Raw genomic sequence first — 15,999 nt, forward strand, 5'->3', positions numbered from 1 at the left:
TCAGCTCCTGACCAGACGCGCGATCGCGTCCGATGCTTCCTTGATCTTCAGTTCGGCCTCGGGCCCGCCCTTCGCGGCGGCGTCGGCCACGCAGTGCGCGAGGTGCTCGTCGAGCAGCTTCAGCGCGACGGACTCGAGGGCCTTCGTCGTGGCGCTGATCTGGGTCAGCACGTCGATGCAGTACGTGTCCGACTCGACCATGCGCGTGATTCCGCGGACCTGTCCCTCGATGCGGGCCAGGCGCTTGAGGACCGCCGTCTTGTCGGCCTCGTAGCCGGGGTGTGCGTGGCTCATGCTTCGACCATACCCCCACGGGGTATCCAGATCAACCGGTCGGGGGCGGCCGTGAGGCGGTGGATAGAGTCCGAGCCATGACTCAGATTCCCGGACTCGACGGCGTGCTCGGGGTCGAGCACGTCGAGGTCGGTCCCGACAAGGTCGTCGTGCGGTTCACGATCACCGACCACCACCTGCAGCCCTTCGGGATCCCGCACGGCGGCATCTACTGCGCCGTCCACGAGTCGACCGCCAGCACGGCCGGTCAGGTGTGGCTCGGCACGAAGGGTGTCGTCGTGGGCACGAACAACTCGACCGACTTCCTGCGGCAGGCGAAGGTCGGCGACACCATCACGTGCACCGCGACCCCGATCCACCGCGGCCGGACGCAGCAGCTCTGGCACCTCGACTCCGTCAACCAGGACGACCGGCTCATCGCCCAGGGTCAGGTCCGGCTCGCGAACCTCGAGCAGGAGGTCCCGCCGGAGGCGCTCGCGCAGTTCCTCGGGCAGTGATCGCGGCGGCCGGTCACGCGGGCAAATGATTCAGTTGTCGATCCGGTGACCGGCGACGGATACTTGGGCCATGAGCGACCAGGCCGACAGACTCCAGCAGTCCGCGCGTGACCACCTGTGGCTGCACTTCTCGCAGCACGGAACGTCCGACGACATCCCGATCATCGTCCGGGGTGATGGTGTCCACATCGAGGACATCCACGGCAGGCGCTATCTCGACGGCCTCGCGGGCCTGTTCGTGGTGCAGGTCGGGCACGGCCGGGCCGAGATCGCCGAGGCGATGTCGCGGCAGGCGCAGGAGCTCGAGTTCTTCCCGCTGTGGACGTTCGCGCACCCGCGGGCGATCGAGCTGGCCGAGAAGATCGCGCAGCACGCGCCCGGTGACCTGAACCGGGTCTTCTTCACAACCGGCGGAGGCGAGGCGGTCGAGTCCGCGTGGAAGGCGGCCAAGCAGTACTTCAAGCTGGTCGGCAAGCCCGCGAAGACGAAGGTCATCAGCCGCCAGATCGCGTATCACGGCACGACCCACGGAGCGCTCTCGATCACGGGCCTGCCCGGTCTGAAGGAGCCGTTCGAGCCGCTCGTCGAGGGCACGAGGCACGTCGCGAACACCAACATCTACCGCGCTCCGGAGCACGGTGACGACCCGGAGGCCTTCGGCCGCTGGGCCGCCGACCAGATCGAGGAGGCGATCATCGCGGAGGGCCCCGACACCGTCGCCGCGGTCTTCCTCGAGCCGGTGCAGAACGCCGGCGGCTGCTTCCCGCCGCCCCCGGGCTACTTCGCCCGTGTGCGCGAGATCTGCGACCGGCACGACGTCCTGTTCGTCTCCGACGAGGTCATCTGCGCCTTCGGCCGGCTCGGCGAGATGTTCGGCGCCACGAAGTTCGGCTACCAGCCCGACATCATCACGTGCGCGAAGGGCATCACCTCCGGCTACGCCCCGCTCGGCGCGATGATCGCCTCGGACCGCGTGATGGAGCCGTTCCTCCAGCCGGGCGCCAGCTTCGCCCACGGCTACACGTTCGCGGGCCATCCCGTCGCGGCTGCCGCCGCGCTGAAGAACCTCGAGATCTTCGAGCAGGAGCAGATCCTCGAGCACGTCCGCGCCAACGAGGGCGCGTTCCGCGCGACGCTCGACAAGCTGCTCGACCTGCCGATCGTCGGCGACGTCCGCGGCGCCGGCTTCTTCTACGGGATCGAGCTGGTCAAGGACAAGGCGACAAAGGAGTCGTTCGACGACGACGAGTCCGAGCGCCTGCTGCGCCAGACCCTCACGCCCCTGCTGTTCGAGAACGGCCTGTACTGCCGCGCCGACGACCGCGGCGACCCGGTCATCCAGCTCTCGCCCCCGCTCACGTGCGGCCAGGCCGAGTTCGACCAGATGGAGCAGATCATCCGCGCCTCCCTCACCGAGGCCATGAAAGTCCTCTGACCCCGCGCCCCTCCGGGGAAACGGATCTTGATGCCTTCGGGTGACGGATCCTGAGGCATTCGGGTGGCTATGGCCACCGCAACGCATCAAGATCCGTCCCCCGTCAGGCGGCGAGCAGGGTGGCGCGCCGCAGTTGGTCGACGACGGTCGCGGACTCGTGGCGGATCGCGAACGACGAGAAGACGAGGACCCGACGGCCGTCGATGACCAGTTCGTTCGTCCGGTGCAGGTCGCTGCTCCACTGCTCGACGGCCAGATGCGGGATCCCGTGGATCTCGACCGCGAGGTTGAATAGCTCCCACCACACGTCGAGGTAGTACCGGCCGTCCTTGCCCTTGACGCGCTCCTGCCTGGTCGGCGCGGGCAGGCCGGCGAGCACGCGCAGGTCCTCGAAGTCCCGTTCCGGCAACGATTGAATTCCGCCGGCGGCGTCGAGGATCGACTCCGTGATCAGCGCACGGTGCCGGCAGGGGCCACGACGGCTGAGCGCATCGCGCATGCGGCGCACGTTGGTCAGACGCTGCTGGAACGACGCGAGCACGAGGCTGCGGACCCACCGCTGGGAGGTGGCCCAGCTCGCCGCATCGACGAGGCTGCGTTCGAGGCTGGTTCGGCGCGGAGTCCGATGCGGCGGAACGTCGTCCGGGGTCAGCTCGGTGCTCCAGTGGACGATGAGGTCCCCGGGAGGCCGGCGGGCACCGGGTGGCAGCACGATCGCGATCCGCTCGGGCTCGAAGCCCTTGAGTCCCCAACGCCTCGCGGCGGTGAGGCCCGCGAGCGCCGCCCCGCTCGGACTGGCCGCGAGGGCGATGCGCTCGAGCTGGTCCGGCGTCAACGGCCCGTTGTGCGTGACGATCACACCGCGCGTCGGCCGTTGCCACTCGCCTCGGTCCAGGCGGGCCCGCATCGTCGCCCGCCCGAAGGTCGCGACCGCCCGGGCCGTCGTGAGTACGTCCTCCATGGTCCGACGGTCGCGGTCGCGGCGACTCCCGCGCGAGGGCCGCGGCGACGGCTGTGGATGGGCTCGCGGGCGCCCGGGTGCCTGGGGACGAACGGATCTTTAGGCATTGCGGTGGCCATAGCCACCCGAATGCCTAAAGATCCGTCCCCCAGCCGAAGCCCGAAGGCATAAAGATCCGTCCCCCGTCAGGCGGCCCGCCGCGACCGGCGGCGGCCGAGGAACTCGCCGCTGAGGACGATCGAGAGGGCCAGCACGAACATCACGGTGCCGACGACGTTGACCTGCATCGGCACGCCGCGCTGCGAGGCGCCCCAGACGAACATCGGGAACGTGACGGTCTGGCCCGCGTTGAGGTTCGTGATGATGAAGTCGTCGAACGACAGCGAGAAGCTCAGCAGTGCGGCGCCCAGGATGCCCGGGAAGACGAGCGGGAACGTCACGCGCCAGAACGTCTGCCGTTCGTTGGCGTACAGGTCCATCGCCGCCTGTTCGAGATTGCCGTCGAGCCCGCCGAGTCGGGCTTTCACCGTGACGATCACGAACGACAGACAGAACATCACGTGGGCGACGAGGATCGTCCAGAAGCCCAGCCTGCCGCCGAGGCCGACCGCCACGAACAACGACAGCAGCGACGAGCCCATGACGATCTCGGGCGCGGCCATCGGCAGGAAGATGATGATGTTCGCGACGCCGCGACCCGCGAACGAGTGCCGCACGATCGCGAACGCCGCCATCGTGCCGATGATCGTCGCGACGATCGTGGCCAGCAGGGCGATCTGGATGCTCTCGCCGACCGCGGCGCACATGCCGTCGGGCGCACACGGGTGCAACCAGTTCTTGAGCGTGAACGACTGGAACGCGTAGACGTTCCGCGACTCGCTGTTGTCGTTGAAGCTCATCAGCACGACGACCGCGATCGGCACGAACATGTAGATCAGCACGAGCAGACCGAGCGCCATCACGAGGTGCTCGCCGATCCACCGGCCCAGCTTCTGCAAGGGGCTCATACGAGATCCTCCGCTCCGGACCGGCGCACGTAGACCAGCACCATCGCCACGATGATCGCCATGAGGATCACCGACAGCGCGCCGGCCGCGGCGTAGTCGCCGATCGTCGTGAACAGGTTCTGGATGACGTTGCCGACCATCCGTTGGTTCGGGCTGCCGAGCAGCTCGGCGTTGATGTAGTCGCCCGCCGCCGGGATGAACGTGAGCATCGTGCCGGCCACGATGCCCGGCATGGACAGCGGCACCGTCACCTTGAAGAACGTCGTGAACGGCGTCGCGTAGAGGTCGGTCGCGGCCTCGTGCAGGCGGCCGTCGATCTTCTCGAGGCTCGCGTACAGCGGCAGCACCATGAACGGCAGGAAGTTGTAGGTCAGACCCGCGATCACCGCGACCGGGGTCGCCAGCAGGCGCCCGTCCTCACCCAGCAGGTGGACCCACTGCAACGCGTTCACGATCCAGCCGTCGTCGGCCAGGATCAGCTTCCACGACAGCGTGCGGATCAGGAAGCTCGTGAAGAACGGCGCGATCACCGCGACGAGCAGCAGGTTCTTCCAGCGCCCCGCCTTGAACGCGATCGCGTAGGCGAGCACGTAGCCCAGCACGAGGCACAGTGCCGTCGTGACGAAGGCGTACCAGAGGGATCGCCACAGCGGCCCCGCGTAGTCACGGATCGCGTCGACGTAGTTCTGCCAGTGCCACGTGACCTCGTAACCCTCCAGGACCGAGCCGCTCGGGTCGAACAGGCTGGCCGCGATCAGCGAGTAGAACGGGACGAGGAAGAACAGTCCCAGCCAGACCGCACCGGGTAGCAGCAGCCAGTAGGCGGTGACGTTCCGCCGCTCCTTGATCACCGGCGGTGGGCTGTCGGGTTGCTCCTCCGGGATTCCCAGGCCCATGGCCGACGGGCCGGCGGTGCTCATGCCGCGCGGTCCTTGCCTGCGTCGGGGTCCTCGTCGGCGTCGAGCAGGAACGCGAACTCGGGCCGCCACGTGACGTCGACCTCGGAGCCGACGCGCAGCAGGTCCTGGCGTCCGGTGTTCTGTGCGAACGCGCCGATCTCCTGGCCCCACGGCATCCGCACGAGGTACTCGGTGCTGACGCCGACGTAGTTCACGTCGGTGACGACGCCGCCGGAGAAGTGGTTGCCGGGAGCGTCGAGCGGCGAGCCGACCGGCGCGATCAGGACCTTCTCGGGCCGGATGCCGACCCAGACCTTGCCGGAGTCGGAGTGGGCCCGCGCCCTCGGCACCGAGACGACCGTGCCGTACATGTCGGCCTTCACGAAGTCGCCCTCCGTGCCGACGACCGTCGCCGCCATGAGGCTCGACCGGCCGAGGAAGTTCGCCACGAACGTCGTCCGGGGGTTGTCGTACAGCTCGACCGGGGCACCCATCTGCTCGATCACGCCGGCGTTCATGACCGCGATGGTGTCGGCCATGCTCATGGCCTCCTCCTGGTCGTGCGTGACGTGGATGAAGGTGAGGCCGACCTCGGACTGGATCCGCTTGAGTTCGGACTGCATCGACCGGCGCAGCTTGAGGTCGAGGGCGCCGAGCGGCTCGTCCAGCAGCAGCAGCTCCGGCCGGTTGATGAGCGCCCGGGCCAGCGCGACACGCTGCTGCTGGCCGCCGGAGAGCTGCGCCGGCTTCTTCGACGCCTGCGCGGTCAGCTCGACGAGCTCGAGCATGTCGTTCACCTGCGCGTCGGTGTTCTTCACGCCGCGGCGCTTGAGCCCGAACGCGACGTTCTCGGCGATCGTCATGTGCGGGAACAGGGCGTAGCTCTGGAACACCGTGTTGACCGGGCGTTTGTACGGCTTCTCGAACGTGACGTCGGTGTCGCCGAGAAGGATCTGCCCGCTCGTGGGCAGGTCCAGGCCGGCGACCATCCGCAGGGTCGTGGTCTTGCCGCAGCCCGACGGGCCCAGCAGGGCGAAGAACTCGCCCGGCGGCACGTCGAGGTCGAGGCTCTTGACCGCGGTGAACGTGGTGAACTCCTTCGTCACCTGCCGCAGCGTCAGACCTCGTGACTTGTCAGCCTCCGGAGACATCGGCGAACTCCCTTTCGTAGGTGCGGATCTCTGCTTCGGTCAGCGCCTGGAACGCGTGGGTCTGCGCGAGCGTCTGATCGTCGGGGAAGATCAGTGGGCTGTCGACCAGTTCGGGGTCGATCTTCTCCATCGCCTCGCGTCCACCCTTGACCGGACAGATGTAGTTGACGTAGGCCGACAGCCGGGCGGCGGTCTCGGGCTCGTAGTAGTAGTCGATCCACTTCTGGGCGTTGATCTGGTGCGTCGCCAGGTTCGGGATCAGCATGTTGTCGGCCCAGATCATCAGCCCCTCCTCGGGGGTGACGAACTTGATGTTCTCGTCGCCGGCGGCGATCACGTCACCGGACCACGCGATGCAGGCGGCGATGTTGCCGGCCGACAGGTCCTGCACGTACTCGTTGCCGGTGAAGGCACGGATCTGGCCGGCCGTCCGGGCCTTGCGCAGCTTCTCGAGCGCCCCGTCCCAGTCGTCGCTCGTGAACTTGGACGGGTCCTTGCCGTCCGACAGCAGCATCAGTCCCATCGTGTCGCGCATCTCGGTGAGCACCGTGATGCGCCCCTTGAGGTCGCTGCGGGTCAGCAGGTCGTCGATCGTGCGCACCTCGGGGACGAGGTCGGCGCGGTAGGCGATGCCCGTGAAGCCCGACTGCCACGGGGCCGAGTACTCGCGGTTCGGGTCCCAGTCCACGCCCTGCAGCGACGAGATGAGGTTGGCGTGCAGGTTGTCGACCGTGCCGGGCTGGAACTTCTGGATCCAGCCCATCGAGATCATGCGGGCCGCCATCCAGTCGGTCAGCATGAACATGTCGCGCTTCGTCGTCTGGCAGCTGCCGAGCTGGTTGACGACCTTGGCGAAGAACTCGTTGTTGTCGTTGACGTCGGCCGTGTAGCTGACGGCGATGCCCGTCTGCTCCTCGAACAGCTGGATCGTCGTCGGCTCGTCGGTGTCGATGTACTCGGGCCAGTTCGAGATCACGAGCCGTTTGTCGGTGTCCGAGACGTCCTTCGCGAAGCACGTCGTCGGGTCCTGCTTGCGGTCGGGGGTGCCGAACTGGGGGATGGCCCAGCCGCTCACCCCGAGGAACGCCAGGCCGCCAATGCCCTTCAGGGCGGTCCGCCGGTTGAGTTGTGCCACTTCCTCACCTCCTGGGGTGTATGGAATCCTTGCACCAAGACGTGCGAAACAGAAGAAAAATTCGTGACAAGCGTGTTTCGACATTGAACCGGCTTCGAAGAGGGACGGGGGCACCATGCAGTTGGACGAGATCTCCAAGCGCATCATCGAGTTGCTGCAGGAGGACGGTCGGATGTCCTACGCGACGCTCGCGCAGGACGTGGGCCTCTCCGAGGCGGCGGTCCGACAGCGCGTGCTGAGGCTCATGGACGCCGGCGTCATGCAGATCGTCGCGGTCACCGACCCGCTGAAGCTCGGCTTCGCCCGGGAGGCGATGCTCGGGGTGCGGGTCGACCGCGACGCCCGCGAGATCGCCAAGGCGATCAGCGCGATCGACGAGATCAACTACGTCATCATCGGCAGCGGCCGGTTCGACGTCCTGTGCGAGGTCGTGGCCGTGAGCGACGACGACCTGCTCGACGTCATCGGCCGCGTGCGTGCGCTCGACGGTGTCGTCGCCGTCGACACGTCGGTGTACCTCAAGCTGATGAAGCAGACCTACGCGTGGGGCGTCCGCTGAGGCCCTGATGGGACCCGGCTACTGGTGGCGTGAGGTCGGCGCGGATCGCGCCCGGCCTCGCCTCGACGCGTCGACCCGGGCCGACGTCGTGATCGTCGGCGCGGGATTCACGGGCCTGTGGACGGCCTGGTACCTGACCGAGATCGCGCCCGAGCTCGATGTGCTCGTGCTGGACCAGCACGGCGTCGGGTACGGCGCCTCGGGCCGCAACGGCGGCTGGCTCGTCAACTCGATGACGGCGGGTCGCTCGGCCTACGTGCACACCCACGGACGCGACGAGACGCAACGCTTCCAGGCCGCCCTCGACGCGACGGTGGACGAGGTCGTCGGCGTGACCGAGCGCGAGGGGATCGACGCCGACGTCGTCCGTGGCGGTGAGCTGGAGGTGGCCCGCAACCCGGCCCAGCTCGAGCGGTTGAGGGCCTCGTTCGCCGAGGCCGCGTCGTGGCCGGGCCACGACGTCGAGTGGCTCGAGGCTGAGGCCCTGGCCGAGCGACTCCGGATCGCCGGGGCGCTCGCGGCCACGTGGAACCCGCGCGCCGCCCGGATCCAGCCCGCGAAGCTCGTCACGGGGCTGGCCGAGGCCGTCGAGCGGCGGGGAGTCCGGATCCTCGAGGGCACGCGGGTCGACGCGATCGCACCACGGCGCGTGCGCGTCGGCGAGCTCGAGGTGACGGCATCGCGCGCCGTCGTCCGGGCGACCGAGGGCTTCACCGCGCGGCTCGCCGGCGAGCGCCGGACGTGGCTGCCGATGAACTCGTCGCTCATCGTGACCGAGCCGCTGCCTCAGTCCGTGTGGGACGAGATCGGCTGGACCGGTGCGGAGGTGGTCGGCGACGCGGCGCACGCCTACATGTACGCCCAGCGCACGGCCGACGGCCGGATCGCACTCGGCGGTCGCGGCAAGCCGTACCGGTACGCGTCGCGCACCGACCAGGACGGCGCGACCCCGCCGGAGACCGTGGCCGAGCTGACCCGGATCCTGCACGACTTCTTCCCGTCCGCGGCGGGCGTGCGGATCGACGACGCGTGGTCCGGGGTGCTCGGGGTGCCCCGCGACTGGCGTGCGACGGTCGGCTTCGACCGTGCCTCGGGAATCGGCTGGGCGGGCGGCTACGTCGGCACCGGGGTGGCCGCGACGAACCTCGCCGGACGCACCTTGGCCGACCTCGTCCTCGACCGCGACACCGACCTCGTGACGCTGCCGTGGGTCGACCACCGGGTCCGGCGCTGGGAACCCGAACCGCTGCGCTGGATCGGCGTCCAGTCGCTCTACGTCGCCTACCGGGCCGCCGACCGTACCGAGGCCCGCGGCAAGCACTCCCGGCTGGCCTCCCTCGCCGACCGCGTGGCCGGCCGGGGGCACTGACCGGCGACTCTGCGCCTCACGAGTCGAAGCCGAGCCCGGCCCGGTCGAGCGTCCGCAGGAAGAGGTTGCGACGCCCCTCGCGGTGGTCGGCGCGCGCGAGGGACCACCGGGTCGCCTCGATGCCGACCGTCTTGAACGGCTCGGGCGGGAACGGCAGCGGCTTCCTGCGCACCATCTCCAGCTGCGTCCGCTCGTTCGAGATCCCGTCCAGCCGGTCGAGCATGACCTCGGCCGCGAACCGGGTGGCGCCGACGCCCAGGCCGGTGAACCCCGACGCGTACGCGACGCGGTCCTGCCAGGCCAGTCCGTGGAACGCGCAGAACCGTGTGGACGTGTCGATCGCGCCCGCCCACCGGTGGCTGAACCGCACGCCGGTCAGCTGCGGGAACGTCGTGAGGAAGTGCGACGCGAGCGTGCGGAACGTCTCGGGCCGGTCCTCGTGGGCGGGGTCGACGCGACGGGTCCGGATCGCGTCGTAGCCGCCGAACAGGATCCGGCCGTCGGCGGTCGGCCGGTAGTAGTGGAAGTGGTTCGCGAGGTCGCCGACCCCCTGCCGGTTCCGCCACCCGATCGCGTCCCACTGGGCCTCGGTCAGCGGCTCGGTCATCAGCGCGTAGTCGTAGACCGGGACCATGAGCGGCGCGTAGCGCTTGAGCAGCGGCGGGAACACGTTCGTCGCCAGGGCGACCCGCTCGGCGCGCACCCGGCCGCGCGGGGTGGTCAGCGTGACGTACCGACCGTCGTCGAGCGACGTGACCGGGGTGTGCTCGAAGACCTCGACGCCGAGCTCGGTCGCCGCCTTCGCGAGGGCCGCGGCCAGCTTCGCCGGGTGCACGAGCGCGCAGTCGTCGCGGCTCCACTGGCCGGCGAGGAACGTCGGGCTGTCGATCTGCGCCCGCACGGCCTCGGCGTCGAGGAAGCCCTCCTCGCCCGCGATCCACGCGACCTCGTGCGGCTCGACCGCGACCGCCAGCTGTCCCGTGCGCTCGAACTCGCAGTCCAGCCCCAGCTCCGCGACATCGGCCTCGAAGGCGTCCAGGTTCTCGGCGCCGAGCCGTTGCAGCGTCGGCATCTCGTCGGGCCAGCGCGCCTCGCCGTTCGGCTCGCCGTGGGTCAGCGACGCCTCGCAGAAGCCACCGTTGCGACCCGACGCGGCCCAGCCGACCGTCCGCTGCTCCAGCAGCACGACCCGCTGGCCGGGGTCGCGGCGCTTCGCGTGCACCGCCGTCCACAGCCCGAGGTAGCCGCCGCCGACGATCGCGAGGTCGGCCGTGGTGTCGCCGACGAGCTCGTCATACCGGTCGCCGGGCGCGTCCTCGAGCCAGAAGGTGCCGAAACGGGTGTCGGCCAGCGCCGCGGACACGGCGCCGGCGTCGGGGGCCTGTCGTTCGAAGACGGTCGATCGCGATCCGGACACGCTCTCCATCCTCCCCGACTCCCGGTACGATGGAACAGTCCGAACGCGACTGGCGTTGAGGTGGTTACCACCAGGGAGCATTCGGGCAGCACGACTTCGGGACCGTTCGCCTGGGCCCCGCGTCAGCCCGAGACCCGCTGACCGGAGGACCCCCAACGATGACGATGATGACCATGCCTGCACATTTCGAGTTGGGCGATGCTGCCCACGAGCCGATCGCCGCGATCGAGGACAAGGACGTCAAGGTCCTGCTCCTGGAGAACATCCACGCCGACGGCGCCGATTTCCTGCGCCACAAGGGCTACCAGGTCGAGACGCGCACCGCCGCGTTGGGCGAGGACGACCTGATCGAGGCGATCCAGGGCGTCCACCTGCTCGGCATCCGCTCCACGACGTACATCACCGAGCGCGTCCTCGAGCACGCGCCGGACCTGCTCGCGATCGGCGCCTTCTGCATCGGCACGAACCAGATCGACCTCACCGCCACGAAGCGGCACGGCGTCGCGGTGTTCAACGCGCCGTACTCCAACACCCGCAGCGTGGTCGAGCTCGCGATCGCCGAGATCATCTCGCTGGCGCGCCGCCTGCACGAGAAGTCCACCGCGATGCACAGCGGCGTCTGGAACAAGTCGGCCGCCGGCAGCCACGAGGTGCGCGGACGCACGCTCGGCATCGTCGGCTACGGCAACATCGGCAGCCAGCTCTCGGTGATCGCCGAGGCACTGGGCCTGTCGGTCGTGTTCTACGACATCGACGACAAGCTCGCGCTCGGCAACGCCAAGAAGTGCGCGACCCTCGACGAGCTGCTGGCCACCGCCGACGTCGTCTCACTGCACGTCGACGGCCGCCCGGGCAACGCGGGCCTGTTCGGCGACGAGCAGATGTCGATGATGAAGCCGCGGTCGCTGTTCCTCAACCTCTCGCGCGGCATCGCCGTCGACACCGCCGCGCTGCGCAAGCACCTCGAGTCCGGGCACATCGCGGGCGCTGCGCTCGACGTGTTCCCCGTCGAGCCGAAGGCGCAGGGCGACCCGTTCGAGTCCGACCTGCGCGGCCTGGCCAACGTCATCCTGACCCCGCACGTGGGCGGCTCGACCGAGGAGGCCCAGCAGGACATCGGTCGCTTCGTGGCCTCGAAGCTGCGGGCGTACGCCAAGGCGGGCACGACGAACCTGTCGGTCACCTTCCCCGAGTTGAACCTGCCCAGCGATCCCGCCCGGCACCGCCTCGCGCACGTGCACGAGAACGCGCCCGGTGTGCTGGCCACGATCAACACGATTCTGGGCGACCACGGCGTCAACATCGAGGGCCAGCAGCTCGCCACGAAGGGCGAGCTCGGCTACGTCGTCACCGACGTGTCGGCCGAGGTCGGCGGGGACGTGCTGAAGGAGCTCGCCGCGCTGCCCGAGACGGTGCGCCTGCGCCAGCTCAGCTGACCTGCGGGCTCAGGTCCCGCAGCGTCTCGGCGACGCCTGCGTCGATCCGGACGGAGGCGAGCTCGTCGCCCCGGGTCGGGCCGCGATTGACGATCACGACCTCGATGCCGTCCTTCGCGGCGCGCTTGACGAACCGCAGTCCGCTCATCACCTGCAACGACGAGCCGAGCACGACGAGCGCGGCGTCCTCGCGGCCGGCCCGGTCGACGAGGTCGAAGCAGTGCGCGACCTTCGGCTTCGGGACGGACTCGCCGAAGAAGACGACGTCGGGCTTGAGCCGGCCTCCGCACTGCGTGCAGTCGGCGAGGACGAAGGCCTCGGTGTCCTCGAGGTCGACGTCCCCGTCGGGGGCGAACGTCACCTCCTGGTCGGCCCAGCCGGGGTTGAGTGCGTCGAGCCGCGCCTGCAGCTCGTCGCGCGCGGAGCCGTCGCCGCAGTCGAGGCAGACGACCTTGTCGATGCGGCCGTGCAGGTCGACGACGTCGAGGGAGCCGGCCTTCTCGTGCAGGCCGTCGACGTTCTGGGTGATGAGGCCGACGAGCCCGCCCTGCCGCTCGGCGAGGAAGCGGTGGGTGAAGTTCGGTTCGGCCGATCCCATGCGGGTCCAGCCCACGTGGGCGCGGGCCCAGTAGCGCCGGCGGTTCGCCTCGCTCGCGATGAAGTCCTGGTAGGTCATCGGCGTCCGGGCGACGGAGTCGGGTCCGCGGTAGTCGGGGATGCCGGAGTCGGTGCTGACTCCCGCCCCGGTCAGCACGAGCCAACGCCGCTCGAACCAGTCAGTCATCGACGATCTCGATCAGCTTCTTCACGGTGTTGAGGTTGCGGGCGGTCGCGGGGACGGCGAGGGCACGACCGATCGAGGCGTCCTTCATCTGGGAACGCCCGGCGCCGTCCTCGTACCGGATGTGCAGCTCGCGGCCGAGGACCTCCCACCGGTCCTCGCCGGTCTCGAAGGTCCGAGCCTTCGCGACCGCCTCCGAGGTCGGCTCGGCGGCGAGGAAGCTGACGTACGAGAAGCGCGGATCGGTGACCTCGAACGGGTGCGCGTCGAGCGCGGCCCGCAGCTCCTCAGGAGTGCGGCTGATCGCCTCGCGGAAGAACCCGAACCGCTTCTCGACGGCCTTCTCGAGCGCCCGGTCGAAGGTCTCGGGGTCGTCCACGTCCACGATCAGGTTGCCCGAGGCGATGTACGTCGACACGTCCGTCGCCCCCAGCTCCTCCGCGACCTCCCGCAACTGCGCCATCGGCAGTTTCGCGCCGCCCACGTTCACCGCCCGCAGCAGCACGACTCGCTTGGTCATGGTGCCGGTTTACCACGGTCCCTCGGATCCTTGGATCCGCCCTCGGTGAATTTGCCGAGGTAGGACAAGGAAACCGAGGGACCGTGGTAAACCGTCAGAGGCGAGCGGCCAGCTCGGTCGCCTGCTTGATCGCCCGCTTGGCGTCGAGCTCCGCGGCGACGTCGGCGCCGCCGATGACGTGGACGCCCACGCCGGCGGCCTCGAGCGGCTCGATGAGGTCGCGCACCGACTCCTGGCCCGTGCACAGGACGATCGTGTCGGCCTCGATGACACGCGACTCCGGAGCGTCGCCGTCGCCGCCGATCGTGACGTGCAGGCCGGCGTCGTCGATGCGGTCGTAGCGGACCCCACCGACGAACTCGACGCCCGAGTCCTTGAGCGTCGTGCGGTGGACCCAGCCGGTCGTCTTGCCGAGGTCCTTGCCGAACGTCGAGGTCTTGCGCTGCAGCAGCGTCACGGCGCGCTTCGGGACGGTCTCGACCTTCGTGGCGAGCCCGCCGCGCTCCAGCGCGGGATCGGTGACGCCCCAGCGCTGCATCCAGTGCTCGAGCGGCTCGTCCGGGTCGTGCAGCAGGTACTCGGCGACGTCGTAGCCGATGCCACCCGCACCGAGGACGGCCACGCGCTCGCCGGCAGGCGCCTGCTCGCGGATCAGCTGCTGGTAGGTGACGACCTTCGGGTGGTCCACGCCCGGGATCGCCGGGACCCGCGGGGTGACACCCGTCGCGAGGACGACCTCGTCGAACGCGGTCAGGTCCTCCACCGACGCCCACCGGTTGAGGTGCAGCACCACGCCGCGCCGCTCGATCAGCGTCGCGTAGTAGCGGACCGTGTCGGCGAAGTCCTCCTTGCCGGGGATCTGCATCGCGAGCCGGAACTGGCCGCCGATCTCCCCGAGCGCCTCGAAGAGCTCGACCTCGTGGCCGCGACCGGCCAGCTCGACCGCCGCGGCGAGCCCGGCCGGACCCGCGCCGACGACGGCGATGCGCTTCGCCTTCCGGGTCGGCAGCAGCACGAGCTCGGTCTCGTGACCCGCGCGCGGATTGAGCATGCAGGACGCCCGCTGGTTGCGGAACGTGTGGTCGAGGCAGGCCTGGTTGCACGCGATGCACGTGATGATCTCGTCGGAGCGTCCGGACTCGGCCTTCGCGACGAAGTCGGGATCGGCGAGCAGCGGACGGGCCATCGAGATCAGGTCGGCGTCGCCGCGGGCGAGGATCTCCTCGGCCAGCTCCGGTGTGTTGATGCGGTTCGACGCGACGACCGGGACCGAGACCTCGGCCCGGAGCTTGCCGGTGACCCACGCGAACGCACCGCGCGGCACGCTCGTGACGATCGTGGGGATGCGGGCCTCGTGCCAGCCGATCCCGGTGTTGAAGATCGTGACGCCCTCGGCCTCGAGCGCCTGCGCGAGCGCGACGGTCTCGTCCCAGCTCTGGGCGTCGTCGACGAGGTCGAGCAGGCTGATCCGGTACTGGACGATGAAGTCCTCGCCCACGAGGTCACGGGTGCGCCGGACGATCTCGATGGGGAACCGCATGCGCTTCTCGACGCTGCCGCCCCACGCGTCGGTGCGGTCGTTCGTGCGCGCCGTGAGGAACTGGTTGATGAGGTAGCCCTCGGAGCCCATGATCTCGACGCCGTCGTAGCCGGCGCGGCGCGCGAGGGCGGCCGACTTCGCGAAGTCGGTGGCCGTGCGGTCGACCTCCCGCGTCGACATGGGCGAGACCTTGAACGGCGTGATGGGGCTCTTGACCGACGACACGCCCTTCTTGAACGGCGAGTAGCCGTAGCGGCCGGCGTGCAGCACCTGCAGCGCGATCTTGCCGTCGTGCTCGTGCACCGCGTCGGTGACGAGGCGGTGCCGGTCGGCGTGGCGCTTGCGCGACATCTCCGAGCCCATCGGCAGCAGCCAGCCGCGCCAGCTCGGCGCGAAACCGCCCGTGATCGACAGCGCGACGCCGCCCTTGGCGCGCTCGGCGAAGTAGGCGGCCAGCTTCGGCAGGTCCTTCGCGTGGTCCTCGAGGCCCGTGTGCATCGAGCCCATCACGACGCGGTTGCGCAGGGTCGTGAAGCCGAGGTCGAGCGGGCTGAGCAGGTGGGGGTACTCGGCCGCGGTCACCGCTGTGCCTCCATGAACGCGATCGCGTCGGCCTCGATCTGCGGGAACTGCGCGGCCATCGCGTCCATGAGCGCCGTCGCGCCCGACATCGGCCGCACCATGACCGTGAACTCGCTGATCAGGCCCTCGTCGTTGGTCGTGATGAAGTCGCAGCCGTTGACCGACACGTCGCCGATCCTGGCCTCGAACACGAGCGCGCTGCGGTCGTCCTGCTCGATCGTGCTGACGTAGCGGAAGTCCTCGAAGACGCGCGAGACGCCGTTCAGGATCGCCTGCGTGATCGCCTTGCCGGGGTACGGCTTGAACGCGACCGGGCTGCGGAAGACGACGTCGTCCGCAAGCAGCTTCTCGACGCCGGCGAGCGTGCCGGACTCGATGCTGCTCTCGACGAGTTCGCGGAAGGCCTTCATCGTGGG

The 15,999-nt window shown here is 69.5% G+C and carries 16 protein-coding genes and 1 riboswitch; of the genes, 5 read left to right on the forward strand and 11 right to left on the reverse strand.

The window, feature by feature from the left end:
- Positions 1 to 294 (reverse strand): metal-sensitive transcriptional regulator, encoded by a 294-nt coding sequence (locus ACT26F_RS14065; RefSeq protein WP_471671171.1) that lies wholly within the window; start codon positions 292 to 294, stop codon positions 1 to 3.
- Between the two features lie 77 nt (positions 295 to 371).
- Here ACT26F_RS14065 and ACT26F_RS14070 point away from each other — a divergent pair, with 77 nt between their 5' ends.
- Complete coding sequence (locus ACT26F_RS14070; protein ID WP_471671172.1) at positions 372 to 791, forward strand: PaaI family thioesterase; 420 nt, start codon at positions 372 to 374, stop codon at positions 789 to 791.
- Positions 792 to 861: 70 nt separating this feature from the next.
- Positions 862 to 2,226, forward strand: coding sequence for an aspartate aminotransferase family protein (locus ACT26F_RS14075; protein WP_471671173.1), 1,365 nt, complete (start codon positions 862 to 864; stop codon positions 2,224 to 2,226).
- Between the two features lie 103 nt (positions 2,227 to 2,329).
- On the opposite strand, the gene ACT26F_RS14080 is transcribed toward ACT26F_RS14075, so the two are convergent.
- The 5 genes from ACT26F_RS14080 to ACT26F_RS14100 form a co-directional block, all read right to left on the reverse strand.
- A complete protein-coding gene (locus ACT26F_RS14080; protein WP_471671174.1) occupies positions 2,330 to 3,187 on the reverse strand; it encodes a hypothetical protein in 858 nt (285 codons plus the stop codon).
- A gap of 185 nt (positions 3,188 to 3,372) precedes the next feature.
- Complete coding sequence (locus ACT26F_RS14085; protein ID WP_471671175.1) at positions 3,373 to 4,194, reverse strand: ABC transporter permease; 822 nt, start codon at positions 4,192 to 4,194, stop codon at positions 3,373 to 3,375.
- Positions 4,191 to 5,114, reverse strand: a complete 924-nt coding sequence (locus ACT26F_RS14090) for an ABC transporter permease (protein ID WP_471671176.1) — start codon at positions 5,112 to 5,114, stop codon at positions 4,191 to 4,193. The genes ACT26F_RS14085 and ACT26F_RS14090 overlap by 4 nt, the downstream gene beginning before the upstream one ends.
- Complete coding sequence (locus ACT26F_RS14095) at positions 5,111 to 6,199, reverse strand: ABC transporter ATP-binding protein (RefSeq protein WP_471671177.1); 1,089 nt, start codon at positions 6,197 to 6,199, stop codon at positions 5,111 to 5,113. The genes ACT26F_RS14090 and ACT26F_RS14095 overlap by 4 nt, the downstream gene beginning before the upstream one ends.
- 28 nt (positions 6,200 to 6,227) lie before the next feature.
- Positions 6,228 to 7,379 carry a polyamine ABC transporter substrate-binding protein gene (locus tag ACT26F_RS14100; RefSeq protein WP_471671178.1) on the reverse strand — a complete coding sequence of 384 codons (1,152 nt, stop codon included), beginning with the start codon at positions 7,377 to 7,379 and terminating at the stop codon, positions 6,228 to 6,230.
- A gap of 115 nt (positions 7,380 to 7,494) precedes the next feature.
- Between ACT26F_RS14100 and ACT26F_RS14105 the strand changes: the two genes are divergently transcribed.
- Together ACT26F_RS14105 and ACT26F_RS14110 are read left to right on the forward strand one after the other, a co-directional pair.
- A complete protein-coding gene (locus tag ACT26F_RS14105; RefSeq protein WP_471671179.1) occupies positions 7,495 to 7,938 on the forward strand; it encodes an Lrp/AsnC family transcriptional regulator in 444 nt (147 codons plus the stop codon).
- A gap of 7 nt (positions 7,939 to 7,945) precedes the next feature.
- Positions 7,946 to 9,307 carry an NAD(P)/FAD-dependent oxidoreductase gene (locus ACT26F_RS14110; RefSeq protein ID WP_471671180.1) on the forward strand — a complete coding sequence of 454 codons (1,362 nt, stop codon included), beginning with the start codon at positions 7,946 to 7,948 and terminating at the stop codon, positions 9,305 to 9,307.
- Between the two features lie 16 nt (positions 9,308 to 9,323).
- Here the strand turns inward: ACT26F_RS14110 and ACT26F_RS14115 are convergent, their stop codons facing one another.
- Positions 9,324 to 10,733: an NAD(P)/FAD-dependent oxidoreductase gene (locus ACT26F_RS14115; protein ID WP_471671181.1), complete on the reverse strand. Its 1,410-nt coding sequence runs from the start codon at positions 10,731 to 10,733 to the stop codon at positions 9,324 to 9,326.
- 26 nt (positions 10,734 to 10,759) lie between these two features.
- Positions 10,760 to 10,847, forward strand: a riboswitch (ZMP/ZTP riboswitch).
- 50 nt (positions 10,848 to 10,897) lie between these two features.
- On the opposite strand from ACT26F_RS14115, the gene serA reads away from it, so the two are divergent.
- Complete coding sequence (serA, locus tag ACT26F_RS14120) at positions 10,898 to 12,160, forward strand: phosphoglycerate dehydrogenase (protein ID WP_471671182.1); 1,263 nt, start codon at positions 10,898 to 10,900, stop codon at positions 12,158 to 12,160.
- Here the strand turns inward: serA and ACT26F_RS14125 are convergent.
- The 4 genes from ACT26F_RS14125 to ACT26F_RS14140 form a co-directional block, all read right to left on the reverse strand.
- On the reverse strand, positions 12,153 to 12,944 hold the full coding sequence (locus ACT26F_RS14125) for a Sir2 family NAD-dependent protein deacetylase (RefSeq protein ID WP_471671183.1): 792 nt from the start codon (positions 12,942 to 12,944) through the stop codon (positions 12,153 to 12,155). The two genes, serA and ACT26F_RS14125, sit on opposite strands and share 8 nt — an antisense overlap.
- Entirely contained in the window at positions 12,937 to 13,461 is a 525-nt protein-coding gene (locus tag ACT26F_RS14130) for a DUF1697 domain-containing protein (protein ID WP_471671184.1), read from the reverse strand. The genes ACT26F_RS14125 and ACT26F_RS14130 overlap by 8 nt, the downstream gene beginning before the upstream one ends.
- Positions 13,462 to 13,555: 94 nt before the next feature.
- Complete coding sequence (locus tag ACT26F_RS14135; protein ID WP_471671185.1) at positions 13,556 to 15,583, reverse strand: oxidoreductase; 2,028 nt, start codon at positions 15,581 to 15,583, stop codon at positions 13,556 to 13,558.
- Positions 15,580 to 15,993: a nuclear transport factor 2 family protein gene (locus tag ACT26F_RS14140; RefSeq protein WP_471671186.1), complete on the reverse strand. Its 414-nt coding sequence runs from the start codon at positions 15,991 to 15,993 to the stop codon at positions 15,580 to 15,582. Before ACT26F_RS14140 ends, ACT26F_RS14135 begins: the two co-directional genes overlap by 4 nt.
- Positions 15,994 to 15,999: the final 6 nt, after the last annotated feature.

The organism is Aeromicrobium sp. SP1 (genome assembly GCF_055663785.1).

Excerpts from the sequence above, each read along its gene's own strand:
- ACT26F_RS14065 (WP_471671171.1), bottom strand. The coding sequence starts at position 294 with ATGAGCCACGCACACCCCGGCTACGAGGCCGACAAGACGGCGGTCCTC.
- ACT26F_RS14070 (WP_471671172.1), top strand. The coding sequence starts at position 372 with ATGACTCAGATTCCCGGACTCGACGGCGTGCTCGGGGTCGAGCACGTC.
- ACT26F_RS14075 (WP_471671173.1), top strand. The coding sequence starts at position 862 with ATGAGCGACCAGGCCGACAGACTCCAGCAGTCCGCGCGTGACCACCTG.
- ACT26F_RS14080 (WP_471671174.1), bottom strand. The coding sequence starts at position 3,187 with ATGGAGGACGTACTCACGACGGCCCGGGCGGTCGCGACCTTCGGGCGG.
- ACT26F_RS14085 (WP_471671175.1), bottom strand. The coding sequence starts at position 4,194 with ATGAGCCCCTTGCAGAAGCTGGGCCGGTGGATCGGCGAGCACCTCGTG.
- ACT26F_RS14090 (WP_471671176.1), bottom strand. The coding sequence starts at position 5,114 with ATGAGCACCGCCGGCCCGTCGGCCATGGGCCTGGGAATCCCGGAGGAG.
- ACT26F_RS14105 (WP_471671179.1), top strand. The coding sequence starts at position 7,495 with ATGCAGTTGGACGAGATCTCCAAGCGCATCATCGAGTTGCTGCAGGAG.
- ACT26F_RS14110 (WP_471671180.1), top strand. The coding sequence starts at position 7,946 with ATGGGACCCGGCTACTGGTGGCGTGAGGTCGGCGCGGATCGCGCCCGG.
- ACT26F_RS14115 (WP_471671181.1), bottom strand. The coding sequence starts at position 10,733 with ATGGAGAGCGTGTCCGGATCGCGATCGACCGTCTTCGAACGACAGGCC.
- serA (WP_471671182.1), top strand. The coding sequence starts at position 10,898 with ATGCCTGCACATTTCGAGTTGGGCGATGCTGCCCACGAGCCGATCGCC.
- ACT26F_RS14125 (WP_471671183.1), bottom strand. The coding sequence starts at position 12,944 with ATGACTGACTGGTTCGAGCGGCGTTGGCTCGTGCTGACCGGGGCGGGA.
- ACT26F_RS14130 (WP_471671184.1), bottom strand. The coding sequence starts at position 13,461 with ATGACCAAGCGAGTCGTGCTGCTGCGGGCGGTGAACGTGGGCGGCGCG.
- ACT26F_RS14140 (WP_471671186.1), bottom strand. The coding sequence starts at position 15,993 with ATGAAGGCCTTCCGCGAACTCGTCGAGAGCAGCATCGAGTCCGGCACG.